We start from the raw sequence: 20,505 nt of genomic DNA, 5'->3' as shown, positions 1-20,505 counted from the left end.
TGCGGTGGGTGCGGGTAGCTCCCGTTCGGTGCTTTGCCGGTTGTTGTCCGGCTGATCCGTCGGTGCCTAGGCAAAGCACCGAATGTCAGCGGTTGTGAATCATGCTGTCAGTTCGGCTGGCGTGGGTTTTGGGTGAGTGACGCAGGCTGCATGACGGGCGGCGGTTGGCTGCTCGACGATTTGTGTGGCGGGGTCCCGGTTGCGGGCCTGGACCGGTGCAGGGCGCTCGCCTACATCGTCACTGTTAGTGGGGGCAGGCCGACTTTGGTTCGCCAGGTGGTGTGGAGGGTTTGTAGGCGGGTGGCGAGGGTGGGTTCGGTGGTGACGTGGTTTTGTTGTTCGCCCAGGTCATTGGTGAGGTTGGTCAGGGACCAGCCGTTGCCCATCGGGGCGTGTTCGTAGGTTTTGAGGTGTTGGGTGTCGGGGGTGTCGGCTACCCAGCTGAGTTTCCAGGGGCCGGAGCGGACTGCCCATTGGAATTCGCAGTCCCAGTGGAGGGTGTCGTGGGCAGCGTCCGTCTCGCCGGATAGCGCCGGCAGGATGTCCAGGCCGTCGGTCGCCTCGACGGTCGCGCCCGCGGCGGCGGCCAGGGTGGGGACTAGGTCGAGCGTACTGACGAGGGCATCGGTACGGCGGCCGGCGGGGAGGTGGCCCGGCCAGCGCCAGAGCATCGGGACGCGGATGCCGCCGTCCCAGACTGTGTACTTGGTGCCGCGGAGCGGTGTGTTGTCGCCGAAGTTGCAGGTCGAGCCGCCGTTGTCGGTGGTGTAGACGACGATGGTGTTGTCGTCGACGAGGTCCAGCAGTCTGCCGATCTCGGCGTCCATCAGTTCCAGTTGTGCGAGGTAGTACTCCCGGCCGTGCGGCAGGTTCGGCACGATCACGTCGTCGTACCACTCTGCGAAGGAGTCGTTGACGTCCGGCGTCCAGTCGCGGAAGGCGGGTAGGCCGCGAGCCGCGAGTTCGGACTCGGGTAGTTGCCAGCAGAAGTTGTGTACGGCGTTGAACGCGAGCATGCAGAAGTACGGCCGCTCGTCCTCACGGCTGATGAACTCGGCCGCCCGCCGCCCGAACTCCGCGGTCAGGAAGCCCTCGTGCTCAACCGGCTCGTCCCCCGACAGCAACGGCTGGACCGCCATGTGATGCGCCGCGGGCTGCCCGTACGACGAGACCGCGTCCTCTGAGTGATGCAGATAGTTGAGCCGCCCGAAAGACTGACCAGCCAGCCCGTACAACGTCTCCTCGAACCCGTGATGCGGCGGGCACGCCCGATCACCTACCGTCTCTCCCCCGTAGTGCACCTTGCCGAAGTACCCGGTTCGATACCCCTGATCACGCAGGATCTCCGCCAGCGTCGGTACGTCGTCCGGCGGGAACGCGGCCGAGTCGAACCACTGGCCACCCCACCGCTGCTGATACTGCCCGGAGATGATCGCGGCCCGCGAAGGACTGCAGATCGGCGCGGTCACATACGCGTCGGTGCAACTCACCCCCTCGGCCGCGAGCCGGTCCAGCGCAGGCGTCCGGACATCGGCGTGAATCCCCTGGACGCCGCGATCGGCGTACCCATGGTCGTCCGAAACGATCAGCAGAATGTTGGGCGCGGACAAAGGATCATCCTCTCGTCAGGGTGGCCAGGCGCTCGGCCTGGTCGGATTTCGCAAGTACGTCGATCTGGTCGGGGTCCAGGATCGATCGGAGTTCGGAATCGAGCTTGGCGACCAGGGCCTTGTCGGTCGAGAGGTCGTGCAGCTCGAGCGGATCGGTGTCGACGTTGAAGACCTGCGGCCGCTGCGCCGCACCGTAGTAGCAGTACTTCCACGGACCGGACTTGAGCATGAAGCCGCCGTCGACCATCCCCTGTGCGTGGTACTCCGAAAGCACCGGCCGATCGACCGGATCGAGCAGAGTCCGTCCCGGGAGCGCTGGATCCGGTGTCAGGCCGGCAATGTCTCGCAAGGTCGGCAGTACGTCGACCAGACTCACGTGGTCGTGGTTGCGCCCTGGCTGCACCGACGGATGGCGCATCAGCAGAGGGATGCGTACGGCGGGCTCGTAGAAGCACTGCTTCTGCCAGATGCCGTGGTGACCGGCCATCTCACCGTGATCACTCGTGTAGATGACGACCGTGTCGTCAGGCACCGCCGCCAACAGCCGACCGATCTGGTGGTCGAGGTGACTGATCAGCGCCCAGTAGCAAACCGTCGCCTCACGCGACTCCTCCTCGGTCAGCGGCTCGTCGTTGCGGAAACCGTGCCGAAGCCGCGAGATCACCGGGTGCTCGTCATCGGCGGTTGATGGCAGCTCGACGTCGGCTGGATCGTAGAGAGCGCGATACGAAGGCGGTGCTACCAGCGGGAAGTGCGGATGCATGTACCCGACGTACAGCAGGAACGGCTCCGATCCCGGATCACGCAGGAAGTCCAGGGCGGCATCGGTTGCCGCGACGTCGTGCCCGGTGTGGACGTGGTCGCCGGGGCCGTGTTCGGTCACGTGTGAGTTGGACGGTCGCCGCCAGTCCGTCGTACGACGAGGTGGCTTGCCGCTGTGGTCGAGCCAGAAATCCAGGTCGTCGGTCAGCCGGCGATCGAACCCGAGCAACCGGTCCGGTCCGTTGAAGTGGGACCGGCCCGCGATCACCGAGGTGTAACCGGCCTCGCGCAGGTGGTGACCCCAGGTGCGGAACGACGGTCCAGGGATCACGCCGTTGTCCCAAGCCCCGATCTGGTGCACGTACTGGCCAGCCATCAGGGACAGCCGCGAAGGCACACACATGGGGCTGTTCGTGTACACGCGGTCGAACGAAACGCCTTGTGCGGCCAGCTGATCCAGGTGTGGTGTCCGAACGTGCGGATGCCCGGCCCACCCAGCCGCAGCGGCGGTGTGCTCGTCGGACAGGACGACGAGGATGTTGGGAGGGCGCACAGGGACAGCCTAAGCAAGCGATTGCCCTTCCGCGCGGTGCCGAAGTGTCTGCGGGATGTGACGGCAAAACGTCGCTACCTTGTGGGTGTGGCCAAATTTCTTGGGTTCTTGCTCGGGGTGGCGGTAGCACTGGCCGGACCGGCTGTGTTCGGGGTACTCGCGGCGCCGGGTGGTATCGAGCTGAATACGAAGGAGATGGCGCTTGCCTACGGCATCGGCGCGCTGATCTTCTGGGCCGTGGTGTCGTACTTCTCCGGCGCCGGTGCGCTCGGTGCGTTCGTCGCCTTCGGCGCTCTGATCTACTGCTGGCTCTGGATCCCGAACCGGACCACGAACTTCCTCAACGACGTCCCGGGTGTCACGACCGGGATGATCGAGGGGTCGAGGCGGTACACGCTGAACGGCGTCGTTCCGATTCTTGCGGTGATCTCGCTGGTGTATGCGATCCAGCTGATCGTGCACAGCGTGCAGCGCCGGCGGCGGGAGCGGGTCGAGGCTGATCGCCTGCAGCGTGAGCAGGAGGCCGCGCAGGCGGAGCAGGAAGCGGATGCCGCGGCGGTGTACCCGGTTGCCGGGAGCACCTATCCGGCGTACGCCGAGTCGTTCGGCAACAGGAGCCGGTTCGACGACCTGTTCGACGATGAGCAGGAGCCGGTCCAGCCGCGCAACCAGGCGGAGGACCAGACCGACCAGTACCCGACCGCTGGGGCTGAGCACACCGCGCAGTTCCGCGGCGCAGCTCCGGAAGACGATGCCTCAGGCAACTATCCGGGTGATGACACAGTCCTCGTCCCTACCGACCGCGACGAGACCGTCCAGGTCCCGGCCCAACAGCCGGAAGCAGCACCCGAGCCGCAGCCTGAGGGTCGCGAGCGGACCGCCGGGGCGGCGCCGGCCGCAGTCGCTGGGGCGGCCGCAGTCGCTGGGGCGGCGGCGGCACACGAATCGCAGCAGGAGAAGGCGGTCACTCCCGACGACGAGCCCACGGCGGTAGCGCCCCAGCAGCCGCCGGTGGCGGCGCCCAAGGTGGCGCCCGAGCAGCCTGCCGCAGCACCTGAGGTGAAGCAGCCGCAAGCGGAACAAGCCCCCGCGCCGGACGCAGGCGACGCGACAAAAGTAGCTCCCAGCGCGGAGCCGCAGGCCACGCAGGCTCCCCCGGCCGCGACGGCGGCGCCGGTGCCGGACGCCGGTGAGGATGCGACGCAGCAGGCTCCTCGAGTCGAGCCGCAGGCGGTGCAGACTCCCCCGGCGGCGCAAGCGCCGGCGGCGGACACAGACGAGGACGCAACGCAGGAAGCTCCCAGGGTTGAGTCGCAGGCAGTGGAGGCTCCCCCGGTCAAGGCCGAGCAGGCGCCGGCGACGGACGCCGACAACGATGCGACGCAGGAAGCTCCCAAGGTGGAGCCGCAGGTCACGCCCGCTCCCCCGGTCAAGGCCGAGCAGGCGCCGGCGGCTGACGCCGACAACGACGCGACGCAGGAGGCTCCTCGGGTGGAGCCGCCGACTGCTCAGGGTCAGGCGGAGCAGGCTCCTGCGGGCAACGCGGAGCAGGTGGTGCAGGCTCCGGTGGGCAAGGTGGAGCAGCAGGCTCCTGCGGGTAAAGCGGGGCAGGTGCCGCAGGGTGCTCCGGGTAGGGAGGAGCGGATGGCTGGGGCGGTGCCGACGGTCAGGGAGCAGGTGGGGTCTCAGTATCGGGAGCGGATGGACGACCCGGAGGACACCGGCGAGTTCCACCTGACCGCGTTCGAGAACCCCGTGGTCAGGCCCGCGGGAGCTTGAGAGTTCAGGCGACGTGCATGCGTTGGTGCTGGTCCCGGCGGGCGTGTTCGGCGATGGCTTCGTCGTAAGCGGCGCTGGCCATGGCGAGCACGTCGCCGGCCATCTGTGCGCGCGGTGACTCGGTGCTCCACGCAAGGATCAGCTTGCGGTGGATCGGGTCGCCAACCAGGGTGCGGGTGGTGACGTCGGAGGAGAGCATCCGGTACGACGTCGGTGAGACCAGCGCGACGCCCTGACCACTCGTCACGAACCCCATCAGCACCGACGTGTCCACCGAGTGGTGTTCGACCTTCGGCTGGAACCCGGCCTGCTCGCACGCCGCCCGGAACAGCACGTGGAACCCACTGTCGTCCGGCGGCTCCCCGATCCACTCCTCCCCCGACAGCACGGACAGCTCGATCTCCCCGCGCGCCCGCGTCGCCACCGCCAGCGGGTGGTCCGCGGCCATCACGACGTACGCCGATTCCGACTCGACGACCGTGGTCGACTCGACCCCGCTCGACAGCCGCAGCTCGAAGCCGGGGAACTCCCGTAACAGCGCGAAGTCGAGCCGCCCGCTCTCCAGCTGCTGCAGCAGCACGCTGGTCGACCACTCGACCTCGATGCTGACCTGCTCGATCTCGCCGTGGTGGCGCAGCCGCGACGCGATCCCCGACATCGGAGCCGTCGGGAACCCGCCCAGCCGAACGGCCGAAGACTCCACTGCCGTCATCGCGGACACGGTCGCCGACAGGTGGTCGACGTCGACCAGGATCGCCCGGGCGCGATCGACGGCGTACCGGCCCAGTGGGGTCGGCGTGACACCGGTGCGGGAGCGCTCGAACAGCTCACCGCCGAACGCCGCCTCGATCCGTTTGAGCTGCGCGGTCAGGCTCGGCTGGCTGACCTTGAGCCAGCGGGCGGCCCGACCGACGGACCCCGCTTCTGCCACCAGGACCACCACCCGCAGGTGGCGCAGCTCGACGTTCATGCGTTGAGACCGTAGTCGAGGTCGTCACACAGCACACAGGCATCCCACATTGCGGTTTCGTCACAGCCTGGGCAGACATGTAACACTCGCCCGGGCTGTCACGATGACTTACCCCGCCTTGATGGTCAGCGCCTCGCGATACCCGAGCCGCCGACCCGTCTGCAGCAGGGTGCGCTCGTACAGGCGGGCGCCGAGGCGGACGATCAGCACGGTCGCGGCGAGCAGGATCGCGATCGCCAGCAGCGGCTGCCAGACCGGTACGTCCTCGGTCAGCATCCGCCCCGGCATCGCCATCGACGACGCGATCGGCGCGAACGACGCGACCGTCTTGGCCGACGCCCCGGCGAACACCGAGAAGAAGAACGGGATCATCAGGATCATCTGCCCCGGCAGCGTGGTCGACCCGAGGTCCTCCTGCCGGGTGGCCAGCGATCCGGCCACCGCCCACAGCCCGGCCAGCGCGACGAACCCGAGGACGAAGAAGACCACGAACCAACCGGCCACCGGCGCGACCACCTCGAGGATGGCGGCCTGGTCGGTGAGCAGCAGCCCGATCAGCGAAGCCCCCGCGATGACCACGATCTGCCCGAGGGCCAGCGCGGTGCTGCCGAGCACCTTGCCCCACAGCAGCGACCTGATCGGCACCGCGGCGGCGAGGATCTCGACGACCCGGCTCTCCTTCTCCTGGACGACGCTCTGCGCGATCATCATGCCGAACCCGAGCGCGGTCATGTAGAACACCAGCGCCAGCCCGATGTTGACGAAGTCGGACACGATGTCGGGCAGCGGACCAGGCTTCAGCAACACCAGATCGACCTTCGTCCCGGCGCGCAGCTCGGTGGGAGTGAGACCGGCCTGGGCCGCGTTCTGCTCCATCCCCACTGAAGATGCCGCCTCACGCAGCGCGCTCTCCAGCCCCGAGTCGACCCGGTCCTTGCCGATGACGGCGTACCCGTCGGCGACCGGCACCAGCGCCGCCTTCACCTCGCCGCTCGTGACGAGTTGCTCGGCCGTCGGCCGGTCCGCGGCCCGGGTCACCTCGAAACCGTCGCCGCCCTTGGTCGTCGACGCCTGCTGCACGACCTTCGCACCGACGTCATCGATCACGGCGATCTTGTCGGCGCCGCCGCGGCCGGCCAGGATCGCCGGGATGGTCACCGCGGCGAGCACGATCAGCAGCATCACCGCGGTCGACCCGATGAAGGTCTTGTCCCGCAGCTTGGTGTTCACCTCACGTTGAGCGATCAGCATCCAGGGCCGATCGAGAGTACGGTCGTTCATCGGGTCGCCTCCCGGAAGACGTCGCTCAGTGCCACCCGCTCGGGTCCGAACTCGAGGACCGGCCCGCGGGAGATCGACTGCTGCAGGACCTGCTGCGCCACACCGTCGTCCTCGACGTCGAAGAGCGCCGTACCCCCGGCGACATCGCGCACCTGGATGCCGCGGACGTCGCGCAGCCAGCCCGCGTCGCCGTCCACCACCAGCTTGTAGGTCAGGGAAGGCCCGGCGGCCAGGTCCGCAACGGGGCCTGTGGCAACGACTTTGCCACGGGAGAGTACGACGAGGTCGTCGCACAACCGCTCGACCAGGTCGAGCTGGTGGCTGGAGAACAGCACCGGCACCTCCGGCGTGACCTCCTCGCGGAGCAGATCCACCATCGCGTCGACGGCGAGCGGGTCGAGGCCGCTGAACGGCTCGTCCAGGACCAAGGCGATCGGCTCGTGCACCAGCGCGGCCGCAATCTGCACCCGCTGCTGGTTGCCCAGCGACAGCGTCTCCAGTACGTCGGTCGCCCGCTCGGCCAGCCCGAGTCGTTCGAGCAGCTTGTCGGTCCGCTCGGCGGCGCGGTCCGGGTCGAGCCCGTGCAGCCGGCCGAAGAACACGAGCTGGTCGCGGATCTTCATCTTCGGGTACAGCCCACGCTCCTCCGGCATGTACCCGAAGTCACGCCGTACCGCCTGGGTCAGCAGCTCGCCCTTCCACAGCACCTCGCCGGCCGTCGCGGCCAGCACGCCGAGGATGATCCGCATCGCGGTCGTCTTCCCGGCCCCGTTGGCCCCGACGAATCCGGTCATCCGGCCCGGTGCGACGTCGAAGTGGACGTCGTCCAGCGCCAGCTGTTCCCCGAACCGCCGAGTGAGCCCAGCCACCCTCAGCATCCGTCACCGTTCCCCATCAGCTCAGCCCCCGGCCGGGTCCGTCCCCAGCACCCCAAAACTAGTCAGGACAAGCGCCCCCCACGTCGCCCCTCAGACGGATCACCCAGATCATCCGCGCGACGGACTCCCCCGCCCGTTGCGTCCGAAGATGTGTGGCCTACAACCCACAGTTCTTCGGACGCAACGGCTGTGTGGCGGTGGTTAGCCGGTCGGGTCGTCGCCGGGGGTGACGAGGCCGCATTCGTAGGCGAAGACGACCGCCTGGACGCGGTCGCGGAGGCCGAGTTTGAGCAGGATGCGGGAGACGTGGGTCTTGACGGTGGCCTCGCCGACGTAGAGCTGGTTCGCGATCTCGGTGTTGGTGAGGCCGCGGGCGATCAGACCGAGGACCTCGCGCTCGCGGTCGGTCAGCTCGGCGAGCAGATCGGGGCGGTAGACGCGTTCGCCGCCGCCGGTGAACCGCTTGATCACCCGCCGGGTCACCTCGGGCGCGAGCAGAGCGTGGCCGGAGTGGACCACCTGGATGGCGTCGACCAGGTCCTCCGGCGCGGTGTTCTTCAGCAGGAACCCGCTGGCCCCGGCCCCGAGCGACTCGAACAGGTAGTCGTCGCGGTCGAACGTGGTCAGGATGACGACCTTGCCGGCGTCCGCCGCGACGATCTGCTGGGTCGCGGAGATCCCGTCCATGCCGGGCATCTGCACATCCATCAGTACGACGTCCGGCCGCAGAGCCAGCGCGAGTTCGATCGCCTTCTCGCCGTCGGCGGCCTCGCCGACCACCTGGATCTCCGGTTCGACCGACAGGATCATCCGGAACCCGGCCCGGACCAGGTCCTGGTCGTCCACCAGCAGCACCCGCATCGGCGCGGTGTCACTCATCCTGGGTCCCTCCGGTCAACGGGCGGTTCTGCGGGTCGAGCGGGATCCGGACCCGGACCCGGAAGCCGCCGACCGGGCGCGGCCCGATCTCGCTCTCGCCGCCGAGCAGACCGACCCTCTCACGGATCCCGACGTGGCCCAGCCGGCTCCCCACCGGCGCGTGCTTCGGCCGGCCGTCGTCGATCACCTCGAGCTCGACCGAGTCGCCGAGGTAACGCAGGGTGATGTGCGCACTGCGGGCGGTCGAGTGCCGGCGTACGTTGGTCAGCGCCTCCTGAGCGATCCGGTACACCGAGACCGAGACGGTCTCCGGTAGCCGGACCGGTGGGCCGATCTGGTGGAACCCGACGGACAGGCCCTCGCCGTTCACGTCCGCGATCAACGCGGGCAGCCGGTCGGCGCCGGCCTGCGGCTGCTTGACGGCCGGAGCTTCGAGGTCCAGATCCGGGTCGGCCGCGCGCAGCATGCCGAGTAGCTGGCGCATCTCGTTCACCGCAGTGCGGCTGGAGTTCTCGATCACGCTGAGAGCGCTCTTGGCGGCGTCCGGGTCGGTGTCCATCACGCGGCGGGCCCCACCGGCCTGTACGCCGATGCTGCTGATGTGATGCGCGACGACGTCATGCAACTCTCGGGAGATCCGCAACCGCTCGTCGATCACCGCGCGCTTGGCGTTGGACTCCTGCTGGGCGGCGAGCTCGGTGGCCTGCTGCTCGAGCTCGTGCCGCTGCCGCGCGATCCCCCACGCGGTCCGGCCCCAGAAGTAGGCGCCGAAGAAGTAGAGGGCGTTCAGCGCCAGGGTCAGGACGACGCTGGAGACGTACGGCGAGAGCAGCGCGTGGTTCGGCCCTTCGATCGCGTTGTTGCGCAGCGCGTGGGCGAAGTTGATCGTGAGCCAGCCGAACATCGCGATGAAGACCAGCGCCACCGAGGCCTTCATGAGCCGCCGGTCCCGCGCCCAGGCGACGGCGGCGTAGACCGCCATGAACATGGTCGCCTGGGTGATCAGGTTCCCGGCGAACGCGAAGGTGGCCCGCTCGCCGTTGACCACGAACAACACCGCGACCGCCAGCAGCACCGTGATCGGGTACCGGCGGCGGAAGCACAGTGGCAGAGCGATCGCCGCACTCAGCACGTACGCCTCGACCCCGCCGATCCCCAGGTCGACGTGCGTCGGGGCAGCGCCGCGGGCCAGCTCGGTCCCGATCACCGCGGCGAGCGCCATCCCGAGACCCAGCAACACGTCGGTACGACGCTCCCGCGCGGTCGGACCGGGTCGCACCCATCCGCGCACCGTGGTCCCGGTGGCCGGTGGTGTCCCGGGTTCCGCGCCCGCAGGCGCCGTACCGAGCTCAAGCGTGGACATGGCTCATCAGCCTAGGGCCGGACAGGCCCTGGGGCCTGATCACCCCTGACTCGGGCCGCGTACCCTGGAGGGCGTGACGATCGCCCCAGAAGGACGGAAACTGCTCAGGCTCGAGGCGCGCAACGCGGAGACCCCGATCGAGCGCAAACCCGAGTGGATCAAGACCCGCGCCAGGATGGGCCCGGAGTACCAGGCGCTGCAGAAGCTCGTGAAGTCCGAGCAACTGCACACGGTGTGCCAGGAAGCCGGCTGCCCGAACATCTTCGAGTGCTGGGAGGACCGCGAGGCCACCTTCCTCATCGGTGGCGACCAATGCACCCGGCGCTGCGACTTCTGCCAGATCGACACCGGCAAGCCGGAGGCGCTGGACCGCGACGAGCCGCGCCGTGTCGCCGAGTCGGTCCGGACCATGGGCCTGCGCTACGCGACCGTGACCGGCGTCGCCCGCGACGACCTGGACGACGGCGGCGCCTGGCTGTACGCCGAGACGATCCGCCAGATCCACGAGCTCAACCCGGGCACCGGCGTCGAGATGCTCGCGCCGGACTTCAACGCCGTACCGGAGCAGCTGGCCGAGGTGTTCTCGTCCCGGCCCGAGGTGTTCGCGCACAACGTCGAGACGGTGCCGCGGATCTTCCGCCGGATCCGGCCCGGGTTCCGCTACGAGCGGTCCCTGGACGTCATCACCCAGGCCCGCGACTACGGCCTGGTGACCAAGTCGAACCTGATCCTCGGCATGGGCGAGACCCGCGAGGAGGTCGGCCAGGCGCTGCGCGACCTGCACGCGGCCGGCTGCGAGATCATCACCATCACCCAGTACCTGCGCCCGTCGGTGCGGCACCACCCGGTCGAGCGGTGGGTCCGGCCGGAGGAGTTCGTCGAGCTACAGGCCGAAGCGGAGCAGATCGGCTTCGTCGGCGTCATGTCCGGTCCGCTCGTACGTTCGTCGTACCGGGCCGGTCGGCTGTACCGTCAGGCTGTGGAGTCGCGGATGACCGCCGCGACCCAGGACGTTTAGAGATCACGGACAAAGGTAGAGATGGCCAAGAACGACGCGCCCGAAGAGAAGACCAGCCGGCTCAAGCAGATCCGGTCGGCGTACCAGCTGACCAAGAGGTCCGACCCGAAGATCGGTCTGATCCTCGCCGGGATCTTCCTCGGCATCGTGGCCGTGTTCGTCGTGGTCGGCCTGCTGGTCGGGCCGCTGATGATCTGGATCCCGCTGGGTGTCGCACTCGGCTTCCTCGCCGCCACGATCGTCTTCGGCCGCCGGGTCGAGAAGGCGGCGTACAGCCAGATCGAGGGCCAGGCGGGTGCGGCCGCGTCCGCGCTGCAGACGCTGCGCCGTGGCTGGACCGTGACGCCCGCCGTCGCCGTCACCAAGAACGCCGACATCGTGCACCGCGTGGTCGGCCGGCCGGGCATCGTGCTGGTCGGCGAGGGGCAGCCGAGCCGGGTGAAGAACCTGCTCGCCGCCGAGGGCAAGAAGCACACCCGGGTGGCCGGTGGTGCGCCGGTGATCCAGATCGTCGCCGGCAAGGGCGAGGACGAGATCGACATCCGCAAGCTCACCAAGCACGTGATGAAGCTGCCGGCCGCGCTGCAGCCGTCCGAGATCACCGACCTGCTCCAGCGGCTGAAGGCGCTGGACGCCGTCCGCCCCCAGGTGCCGATGCCGAAGGGCCCGGTGCCGACGAGCCTCAAGGGCGCCCGGCAGGCCATGAAGGGGCGCTGAGGGGCGCTGAGCGTTCTCTCTGAGTGAGATGCCGGTAACCCGGCAGCCGGTCAGCAGTTGATCTGTCGTGACGTGGCACGAGAGTGCCTTCGTGTCGCGCTGTGGGGTGGCTGGTTGGCCTTAAGGTGCGACCAGGACGGATCGATACAGGGGTGTAGATGACGGATCTGATGCCGCGGGTGCACCAGCCGACGGCCGAGACCTGGCCGACGCTGGCTCGCCCGCGGTCGAACCCGGTACGCCGGGCCGGCGCGCTCGCCGCGATCCGTCTGATCGCCAAGGACCTGCCGGCGACGATCCATCTCGACAACAACCGGTCGTATGGACTGGGCGGCCCGGCGATGCGGGTGCACCGCAGCGCGCACTTCCTGGATCGGCTCGGGCACGACGCCGGGTCCGGGTTCGGCGAGGCCTACCTGGCCGGCGACTGGGATCCGGAGCCGGGCACCGATCTGGCCGATCTGCTCGTCCCGTTCGCCGAGCGCTTCAGCAATGAGGAGACTCGGCACCTGCTGCCGAAGTGGGCCCAGTCGCTGCGCTGGCTGGTGACCCGGACGCAGCCCGGTGAGCAGGAGAACGACCGGGCCGGCGCCCGGGAGAACGTCAGCCGGCACTACGACCTCAGCAACGCGATGTTCTCCGAGTTCCTCGACCCGACCCTGACGTACTCGGCGGCCTACTTCGGCGGCGATCCCGTGGCCGACCTCGCGACCGCGTCGTACAACGAACTCACGCAGGCGCAGCTGAACAAGCTGGACTCGATCCTCGACGCGGCCGGGATCGTGTCGGGGTCACGCGTCCTCGACATCGGCTGTGGCTGGGCGAGTCTGGCGATCCGCGCCGCCCAGCGTGGTGCCTGGGTCACCGCGATCACGATCGCCTCGCAGCAGGCGTTGATGGCCCAGCGCCGGATCGCGGACGCGGGCGTGAGCGACCGGGTGCAGGTGGCGCTGCGCGACTACCGCGATCAGATCGGCGAGTTCGACGCCGTACTGAGTGTGGAGATGATCGAGGCGGTCGGCGAGAAGTACTGGCCGGTCTACTTCGATGCGATCGAGCGGCGGCTGGCTCCGGGCGGGATCGGCGTGGTGCAGGCGATCGTGATGCCGCACGCGCGGATGCTCGCGACCCGGAACACGTTCACCTGGGTGCAGAAGTACATCTTCCCCGGCGGCCTGATCCCGTCGATCAAGGTGATCGACGACATCACCGCCCAGCACACCGGCCTGCGCACCGAGGTGATCCGCCACCTGGGCGCGGACTACGCCCGGACGCTGCGGATCTGGCGCAACCGCTTCATCGACCGGTGGCCGGCCATCGCCGACCTCGGCTTCGACCACACCTTCCGCCGCATGTGGGAGTTCTACCTGGCCTACTCCGAGGCCGGCTTCCGCACCGGCTACCTGGACGACGTCCAGCTCCGCCTGACCCGCCGCTGACCACAATGGGCGGATGCCGGAGATCGCCGTACTGACATCCGTCGAACCAGCCCGGTTGCCGGACCTGCTGCACCTCTTCGCCACTGCCTGGTGGATGAGCGACCGCACCCTCGACGAGACCGTGCGCATTCTGGCCGAGTCCGACCTTGTGCTCACGCTTCAAGACCAGGACACCGATCGCCTGGTCGGCTTCGCTCGCATCCTGACCGACTACGCCCACGTCGCCCTGGTGCTCGACGTGGTGGTCGCTGCCGAGCACCGCGGAGCCGGGTTGGGCGCCGCCCTGATGGACGCTGTCGTCTCGCATCCGAGGCTCGCTGATGTCCGGAGTATCGAGCTGGTCTGCCAGCCGGAGCTCGTGCCGTTCTACCGGCGGTGGGGATTCACCGACGAAGTCGGTCGCTCGCTGCTGATGCGTCGTACGGCGGATGCTCGGCTGGGGTGACCGGTCAGCGGCGTACGACGACTGTGTTGGCTGCGCGGTCGTGGAGGCCGCGGCGGTCGCGGTCGTAGACGACGGCGGGGATCAGGAGGCAGATCAGGAGGGCCCGGATGACGCCGCCGAGGGGGCCGACCTGGGCGGCGTAGCCGGTCTGGCCGCGGGCGTTGAGGTTGAGCACGCGGAGGCCGAGGACGCGGTGGCCGATCGTGCCGCCGGCCAGGCCGGTCAGGATCGCGGTCATGCCGAAGAAGGTGATCAGCTGGGCGGTGTTGAAGTCGTTCCCACCGGCCCAGATCGGTTTCGAGGTGACCGCGGACGCGATCAGGGCGGCGATCAGCCAGTCCAGGAGCAGTGCGAGGATCCGCCGGCCCCAGCTCGCGACCGAGCCCGGACCGTGCTCCGGCAGGCCGAGCCGGTTCCCCGGAAAGCGGAATTCTTCGGAGGGTCCTGTGCCCTGCCGCGCCGATGATGCCATGATGGCTAGCCTACGGACGCTGCCACGCCCCGCTCACAGCGGACCTGGAGATCTCAGGCCGTAGCCGACGTACACCAGTGGGTCAGCGCGGACACGCTGGGCGTAACATCCGCGAAACACCAGGGTCACGACCGAGTAATCCCGAGGCCCTACGTTCAGATCAATCTCTGAGCCACCCTAGGAGTACGTATGTTTTCCAGCGCTGAGGAGCTGCTCGCCTACGTCAAGGACGAGGGCGTCGAGATCATCGATGTCCGGTTCTCCGACCTGCCGGGCATCATGCAGCACTTCACCGTCCCGGTGTCGTCGTTCGGGCCCGAGGTCTTCGAAGAGGGCCTGATGTTCGACGGTTCGTCGGTCCGCGGGTTCCAGCAGATCCACGAATCGGACATGAAGCTGCTGCCCGACCCGACCACGGCCTTCCTCGACACGTTCCGCGGGACGAAGACGCTGGCCATCAACTTCTTCGTGCACGACCCGCTCACCGGCGAGGCCTACAGCCGCGACCCGCGCAACATCGCCCGGAAGGCGCAGGAGTACCTGAAGTCGACCGGCATCGCGGACACCGCGTTCTTCGCGCCGGAGGCCGAGTTCTACGTCTTCGACGACGTCCGGTTCGAGACCAAGCAGAACTCCGGCTACTACTCGATCGACTCGGTCGCCGGCGCCTGGAACACCGGCCGGGTCGAGGACGGCGGCAACCGTGGGTACAAGGTCCGCTACAAGGGCGGGTACTTCCCGGTCGCGCCGACCGACCACTTCGGCGACCTGCGGGACCAGATCACGCTGAACCTGGAGAAGGCCGGGCTGGTCGTCGAGCGCGCCCACCACGAGGTCGGCACCGCGGGCCAGGCGGAGATCAACTTCCGCTTCGACGAACTGCTGAAGACCGCGGACAACCTGCAGAAGTTCAAGTACATCGTCAAGAACACCGCCTGGGCGGCCGGCAAGACCGCGACCTTCATGCCGAAGCCGATCTTCGGTGACAACGGTTCGGGTATGCACGTGCACCAGTCGCTGTTCTCCGGCGGCGACGCGCTGTTCTACGACGAGTCCGGGTACGGCGGCCTGTCCGACATCGCCCGCTGGTACATCGGCGGCCTGCTCAAGCACGCCCCGTCACTGCTGGCCTTCACCAACCCGACGGTGAACTCCTACCACCGCCTGGTGCCGGGCTTCGAGGCGCCGGTCAACCTGGTCTACTCGCAGCGCAACCGCTCCGCCTGCATCCGGATCCCGATCACCGGCTCGAACCCGAAGGCGAAGCGGATCGAGTTCCGCTGCCCGGACCCGTCCGCCAACCCGTACCTGGCCTTCTCGGCCCAGCTGCTGGCCGGCCTGGACGGCATCCGCAACAAGATCGAGCCGGCCGACCCGGTCGACAAGGACCTCTACGAGCTGCCGCCGGAGGAGCACGCGGGCATCCCGCAGGTTCCCACCTCGCTGCCGGCCGTGATCGACTCGCTCGAGGCCGACCACGCCTTCCTGCTCGAGGGCGACGTCTTCACCTCCGACCTGATCGAGACCTGGGTCGACCTCAAGCGCGAGCAGGAGATCGCCCCGATCCAGCTCCGCCCCCACCCGCACGAGTTCGAGCTGTACTACGACGTGTGAGTCTGCTCACCTGATCGAGGCCCCCATCCGCTCCGGCGGGTGGGGGCCTCGGTCGTCAGGACGGGTACACATCCGGGAAGCCGAACAGCTCCACAAGGGCGGGCTGGTGGTGGAACGCGACCACCCGTGAGACGCCGGTGGCGGTGGTGGCCAGCACGACGGCACCGTTCGCCCGGAGCACGCCGTCCGGGGCCCGGTGGTACACGACGGCCGCGGGTTGGCCGTTGGCGGTGGTCGCGAGCATCCGCCAGTCGCCCGGGGTGCCCAGCACGTAGGCGTCGAGCACGTGGATGCACATCGCCCGGCCTGCCTGCCAGTCGCGGAATGGCGTCGCCTCCAGCGTGGCGTCCGTTCGCAACACCTTCTCCAGCAGGGCAGCGTCGGACCGCTCGAAGGCGGCGATGTACCCGTCCAGCAGCGCGCGTGCCCGCTGATCGGTCGGTTCGAGCAGCTCCGCGGGCTCCGTCTCCAGTTCGTTCAGCCGGGCGCGGGCGCGCTGCAGGCCGCTCTTCACCGCGGCAGTAGTGGTGTCGAGGACTTCCGCGGTCTCGGCCGCGGAGAAGGCCAGCACCTCGCGCAGGATGAGGATCGCGCGCTGACGGGCGGGCAGGTGCTGCAAGCTCGCGATGAGCGCCAGCCGCAGCGACTCCCGCGCGACCACCACCGCGGCCGGATCATCCAGGGGTGGGGCGATCCACGCGTCGGGGAACGGCTCCAGCCATGAGACCTCGCCCGGCGCATCAGGACTCGGCCCACGGTCGGGGTCGTCGCACGGGCCGGCCAGTCCCGACGGCAGGACCCGGATACGGCGCGGCTCCAACGCCGTCAGGCAGACGTTGGTGGCGATCTTGTACAGCCAGGATCGGATCGACGCACGGCGCTCGAATCCGGCGTACGACCGCCACGCCCGCAGGTACGTCTCCTGCACCAGGTCCTCGGCGTCGTACGCCGAACCCACCATGCGGTAGCAATGCGCCAACAGCTCCCGCCGAAACCGCTCCGTCTCGGCCGAGAACCGATCCTGATCCGGTGTCGCCCGCAACCGCGCCGTCATGCGGCGAGCTTAGGCCGACGATCCGCCAACCGCTCGATAGCCCGACTCACGGCAGCAAGGCCAGCTTGCCGATGGTGGCCCTGGCTTCCAGTTCCGCGAGCACTTTCGGGCCGTCGGCCAAGTCGTACGTGCTGGGCCGGCCGGGGGTGAGCACGCCGGCAGCGATCAGCGCGGACAACTCGGCCATGAGCTCACCGAAGACCTGCGGTGCGGCCTGGATCAGTACGCCGATGTTGAGGCCGATGATGTGGATCTGGTGCCTGTACACCAGTTCCCAGTTGGTGATCGTGGCTTCGCCGCCTGCTAGGCCGTAGACGACGACCCGCCCGGTCACCCGTTTGGCCGCGGCCAGGCTGGCCTCGAAGGTGGTTCCGCCTGCCGACTCCAGCACCAGGTCGGCACCGGCGCCGCTGGTCAGCCGCAGTACCTCGGCGACCAGGTCGCCGCCGACCGAGTCGAGCACGTGGTCAGCGCCGAGCGCGAGCACTGTCTCGTGCTTGCCCGCAGAGGCGGTGGCGATGACCGTGGCGCCGTAGTGCTTGGCCATTCTCACCGCGGCCTGACCGGTCGCGCCCGCCGCGGCGTGGATCAGCACGGTCTGCCCGGCGGCGATGCCGCCCAGAGGCTTGAGTGCGGCCAGCGCGGTGGGCCAGTTCACGACCAGGCCCAGCGTCTCCGGCTCCGTCCAGCCCGCGGGCACCGGTACCGCCGCGGCCGCAGGCAACACCATGTACTCGGCGAAAGCACCGTTCCCGACGCCGACGATGCGAGTCCCCGGGCACGGGCCGGTCACCTCCTTGCCGACCGCGACGACCTCGCCGGCTGCCTCGAAACCGGCCAGGTACGGCGGCCTGGGGCCATCCAGGAACGTGCCGTGAGCCTTCGAGATGTCGGCGAAGTTGATCCCGGCGGCGGCGACCCGGATCAGAACCTCCGCGCGGCCAGGGACCGGCACCGGCGCGTCGGTGATGAGACGCAGGTCCTGCGGACCATTGAGCGATGTCTGCTGCAGGGCGCGCATGGTGGCGGGGATGCTCATGGCGATCACCGTTCCTTCCTCGGCATGATCGAGACCGGCCCGTTCAGGGGGCCGGCCCTTCTACCAGGTAGACCCCCGCCACCGCGCAAAGGAATCGGCTGCCGCGGGGAAGCCGCGCGTTCGACCGAGCTGTTACCGAGTAAGGATCGTGCTCACCTCGGCGAGTTGGCCGGAGGTCAGCGGGCCGTGCGCCAAGGCGCCGGCGTTCTCCTCGACCTGGGCGACGGTCTTGAAGCCGGGGATCGGGATGAAGGCTTCGCTGCGGGCCCAGAGCCAGGCGAGGGCGCCCTGAGCCAGGGTGCGGCCGTCGGACGTCAGTACGTCGCGGACGGCGTCGAGGCGACGGAGCGACTCGGCCTGGTCGCCGGTGCGGAAGTTCCAGCCGTGCCGTACGTCGTCCGCCGGCAGACTGCTGTCCTGGTCGAACTTCCCGGTCAGCAACCCCATCCCGAGCGGACCGCGGACGATGCTCGCGAGTCCGTTTCGTTCACAGAGCTCCAGCACCTCGTCGTTGCCGCCGAACACGTTGAAGTGCTGCTGGATCGCCTTGCAGTGCTCACTCTTCGCGAACACCGCCGCCCGCTCCGGGCTGTCCGTGCTCCACCCGATCGCCCGGACCTTGCCTGCGGCAACGAGTTCCTCGAACGCCGCGAGTACGTCGTCCGCCTTCGCCAGGTCGTAGCCGCCCAGGTGGAACTGGTACAGGTCGATGTGATCCGTCCCGAGCCGCCGTAGCGATTCGTCGCACGCCCACCGGATGTAGTCGGGGTCGCCGTTCTCCCCCGGCGCCTCCCGGGTCTCCTCGACGTACGTGTAACCCGCCTTGGAGGCGATCACGATCTCGTCCCGGACGTCACCGAGCGCGGCCGCGATCAGCTTCTCGCTGTGCCCGCAGCCGTAGACGTCGGCGGTGTCGAAGAACGTGACCCCTAGGTCGTACGCGCGCCGCAGCGCCCGCTTCGACTCCGTGTCGTCGATCACCCCCCAGCCGACCGGACTCCCCTGCCGCGCGTGCGGGCCGCCGATCGCCCAGCACCCCATCCCGAGCGCGCTGACCACCGGTCCACCGTCGCCGAGCGAACGTTGTGCTGCCTTCGTCATCCGGTCCTCCGAACCGTAGCGGGAACGTTTCCAGCATCCTCATCACGTTCCCCTGTGTCCGTCCAACACGGAAACAAACTGACCTTCACAACTCGCAGTACTGAGTCAGACGCCGGGCTGCGCCTGCACGCGGCCGGTGGTGACGGCATCGGCAAGTGACCAGACCGCGAGACGATCGAAAGTCGACTAATCACGTAAACATAAACTGCTTTGCATGACCTTTCTCTGGTACATCCCGAACCAGGTCGCTCCCGGCCATCGCGGGGACGACACCGTCCAGGGACACAACAGCCTCGAGCGGTTGACCGAGCTGGCCCGGCTCGCCGAGGATCACGGCTGGGCCGGTGCGCTCCTCGGCACCGGGTGGGGCCGGCCGGACACGTTCACGGTCGCCACCGCGTTGGCCGCGCGTACGACGACCTTCCAGCCGCTGGTCGCGATCCGGCCGGGCTACTGGCAGCCCGCGCACTTCGCATCGGCGGCGGGGACGCTCGACCAGCTGAGCGGCGGGCGCCTGCTGATCAACATCGTGTCCGGTCAGGACAACCTGGCCGCGTACGGCGACTCCGAGGGCGACCAGGCCCAGCGGTACGCGCGGACCCGTGAGTTCCTGCAGTTGGTACGGCGCTTGTGGACCGAGGAGGACGTCACGTTCACCGGCGACCACTTCTCGGTCACCGGGTCGACGGTCGCGACGCGTCCCGTCGTACGCGAAGGCAGGCCGCATCCGCGGCTGTACTTCGGCGGTGCGTCAGAGGCAGCGCAGCGAGTGGCTGCGACGGACGCCGACGTGCAGCTGTTCTGGGGCGAGCCGCTGGACGGGATCGCCGAGCGGATCAGCCGACTGCGGGCGCTGGAGTCCGAGCTCGGTCGCGAGCACCCACCGCTCGAGTTCGGGCTGCGGATCACCACGCTCGTCCGCGACACCACCGAGGAGGCCTGGACGGACGCGGAGGCCAAGGTGGCGAGGATGGCCGAGGCCCAGGGCTCTCGCGATCGCCGGTGGTTCAAGGCGGTCGGCCAGCAGCGGCTGCTCGAACTCGCCGAGCGCGGCGAGGTCCTCGACGACAACCTCTACACCGCTCCCGGCAAGTACGGCGGAGGCGGCGCCGGTACGACGTGGCTCGTCGGGTCGGCCGACGACGTCGCCAAGTCCCTCCGCAAGTACCAGGACCTCGGACTCACCCACTTCATCCTGTCCGACACGCCGTACCGCGAGGAAACCGTCCGCGTCGGCGACCAGCTCCTCCCACTGCTGAAGACCGCTTAGGCGTACTCCGGCAGCAGGGTTGGCGGACGACAGCTCGGGGGCCGACCTGCCCGAGGTCAGGAGTACCGGTGGTGGGGCCCGACAGGGCAAGGTGCCGTGGCCTTGGACAGGAACCGGTCGGCAGACACACGTTATTTCCTGTCCAAGGCCACCAAGCAGGTGCCCCGCCCCCAGAGGAGTCGGCCAACTGCCCGCCGGCCAACTCTCGACCCGCGCCACAGAACCCAGAGTCGCTTTCCGGAACATCCCGGTCGCGTGGCG

Annotated in this window: 18 protein-coding genes; 7 read left to right on the top strand and 11 right to left on the bottom strand. The window is 68.8% G+C overall.

Annotated elements, in window-relative coordinates; genetic code table 11:
• Positions 1–230: 230 nt before the first annotated feature.
• Both OG558_RS28110 and OG558_RS28105 read right to left on the bottom strand, forming a co-directional pair.
• Positions 231–1,610 (bottom strand): sulfatase, encoded by a 1,380-nt coding sequence (locus OG558_RS28110; RefSeq protein WP_405065686.1) that lies wholly within the window; start codon positions 1,608–1,610, stop codon positions 231–233.
• 4 nt (positions 1,611–1,614) lie between these two features.
• Positions 1,615–2,925: a sulfatase-like hydrolase/transferase gene (locus OG558_RS28105; protein WP_405065685.1), complete on the bottom strand. Its 1,311-nt coding sequence runs from the start codon at positions 2,923–2,925 to the stop codon at positions 1,615–1,617.
• Between the two features lie 87 nt (positions 2,926–3,012).
• Here OG558_RS28105 and OG558_RS28100 point away from each other — a divergent pair, with 87 nt between their 5' ends.
• A complete protein-coding gene (locus OG558_RS28100) occupies positions 3,013–4,704 on the top strand; it encodes a hypothetical protein (RefSeq protein WP_405065684.1) in 1,692 nt (563 codons plus the stop codon).
• A gap of 4 nt (positions 4,705–4,708) precedes the next feature.
• Here the strand turns inward: OG558_RS28100 and OG558_RS28095 are convergent, their stop codons facing one another.
• The 5 genes from OG558_RS28095 to OG558_RS28075 all read right to left on the bottom strand — a co-directional run bounded on the left by OG558_RS28095 (position 4,709) and on the right by OG558_RS28075 (position 10,075).
• Complete coding sequence (locus tag OG558_RS28095) at positions 4,709–5,674, bottom strand: LysR substrate-binding domain-containing protein (protein WP_405065683.1); 966 nt, start codon at positions 5,672–5,674, stop codon at positions 4,709–4,711.
• Positions 5,675–5,782: 108 nt separating this feature from the next.
• Entirely contained in the window at positions 5,783–6,955 is a 1,173-nt protein-coding gene (locus tag OG558_RS28090) for an ABC transporter permease (RefSeq protein WP_405065682.1), read from the bottom strand.
• Positions 6,952–7,833, bottom strand: coding sequence for an ABC transporter ATP-binding protein (locus OG558_RS28085; protein ID WP_405065681.1), 882 nt, complete (start codon positions 7,831–7,833; stop codon positions 6,952–6,954). The genes OG558_RS28090 and OG558_RS28085 overlap by 4 nt, the downstream gene beginning before the upstream one ends.
• A 201-nt stretch (positions 7,834–8,034) precedes the next feature.
• Complete coding sequence (locus OG558_RS28080) at positions 8,035–8,712, bottom strand: response regulator transcription factor (protein ID WP_329475599.1); 678 nt, start codon at positions 8,710–8,712, stop codon at positions 8,035–8,037.
• Positions 8,705–10,075 (bottom strand): sensor histidine kinase, encoded by a 1,371-nt coding sequence (locus OG558_RS28075; protein ID WP_405065680.1) that lies wholly within the window; start codon positions 10,073–10,075, stop codon positions 8,705–8,707. Before OG558_RS28075 ends, OG558_RS28080 begins: the two co-directional genes overlap by 8 nt.
• Positions 10,076–10,148: 73 nt before the next feature.
• On the opposite strand from OG558_RS28075, the gene lipA reads away from it, so the two are divergent.
• From lipA to OG558_RS28055, 4 genes are all read left to right on the top strand, one after another.
• Positions 10,149–11,093: a lipoyl synthase gene (lipA, locus tag OG558_RS28070; RefSeq protein ID WP_405065679.1), complete on the top strand. Its 945-nt coding sequence runs from the start codon at positions 10,149–10,151 to the stop codon at positions 11,091–11,093.
• 21 nt (positions 11,094–11,114) lie between these two features.
• Positions 11,115–11,810: a DUF4191 domain-containing protein gene (locus OG558_RS28065; protein WP_329475596.1), complete on the top strand. Its 696-nt coding sequence runs from the start codon at positions 11,115–11,117 to the stop codon at positions 11,808–11,810.
• Positions 11,811–11,968: 158 nt separating this feature from the next.
• On the top strand, positions 11,969–13,249 hold the full coding sequence (locus tag OG558_RS28060; protein ID WP_405065678.1) for a class I SAM-dependent methyltransferase: 1,281 nt from the start codon (positions 11,969–11,971) through the stop codon (positions 13,247–13,249).
• A gap of 13 nt (positions 13,250–13,262) precedes the next feature.
• Positions 13,263–13,694: a GNAT family N-acetyltransferase gene (locus OG558_RS28055; protein ID WP_405065677.1), complete on the top strand. Its 432-nt coding sequence runs from the start codon at positions 13,263–13,265 to the stop codon at positions 13,692–13,694.
• A gap of 4 nt (positions 13,695–13,698) precedes the next feature.
• On the opposite strand, the gene OG558_RS28050 is transcribed toward OG558_RS28055, so the two are convergent.
• Positions 13,699–14,166 carry an RDD family protein gene (locus OG558_RS28050; RefSeq protein WP_405065676.1) on the bottom strand — a complete coding sequence of 156 codons (468 nt, stop codon included), beginning with the start codon at positions 14,164–14,166 and terminating at the stop codon, positions 13,699–13,701.
• 189 nt (positions 14,167–14,355) lie between these two features.
• Here OG558_RS28050 and glnA point away from each other — a divergent pair, with 189 nt between their 5' ends.
• Positions 14,356–15,780 (top strand): type I glutamate--ammonia ligase, encoded by a 1,425-nt coding sequence (gene glnA, locus OG558_RS28045; RefSeq protein ID WP_329475592.1) that lies wholly within the window; start codon positions 14,356–14,358, stop codon positions 15,778–15,780.
• A gap of 55 nt (positions 15,781–15,835) precedes the next feature.
• On the opposite strand, the gene OG558_RS28040 is transcribed toward glnA, so the two are convergent.
• The 3 genes from OG558_RS28040 to OG558_RS28030 all read right to left on the bottom strand — a co-directional run bounded on the left by OG558_RS28040 (position 15,836) and on the right by OG558_RS28030 (position 18,974).
• Positions 15,836–16,834 carry an RNA polymerase subunit sigma-70 gene (locus OG558_RS28040; RefSeq protein WP_405065675.1) on the bottom strand — a complete coding sequence of 333 codons (999 nt, stop codon included), beginning with the start codon at positions 16,832–16,834 and terminating at the stop codon, positions 15,836–15,838.
• 46 nt (positions 16,835–16,880) lie between these two features.
• Complete coding sequence (locus OG558_RS28035) at positions 16,881–17,873, bottom strand: zinc-binding dehydrogenase (RefSeq protein WP_405065674.1); 993 nt, start codon at positions 17,871–17,873, stop codon at positions 16,881–16,883.
• Between the two features lie 132 nt (positions 17,874–18,005).
• Positions 18,006–18,974 (bottom strand): aldo/keto reductase, encoded by a 969-nt coding sequence (locus OG558_RS28030; RefSeq protein ID WP_405065673.1) that lies wholly within the window; start codon positions 18,972–18,974, stop codon positions 18,006–18,008.
• Positions 18,975–19,188: 214 nt separating this feature from the next.
• On the opposite strand from OG558_RS28030, the gene OG558_RS28025 reads away from it, so the two are divergent.
• The gene (locus tag OG558_RS28025; protein WP_405065672.1) at positions 19,189–20,244 is read left to right on the top strand and encodes an LLM class flavin-dependent oxidoreductase; all 1,056 of its coding nucleotides are present in this window, start codon (positions 19,189–19,191) and stop codon (positions 20,242–20,244) included.
• Positions 20,245–20,505: the final 261 nt, after the last annotated feature.

Source organism: Kribbella sp. NBC_01510, from assembly GCF_045040325.1.
Lineage (GTDB): Bacteria > Actinomycetota > Actinomycetes > Propionibacteriales > Kribbellaceae > Kribbella.
Note: the sequence above shows the minus strand (reverse complement) of the source record. Positions and strands in the feature narration are given on the sequence as shown.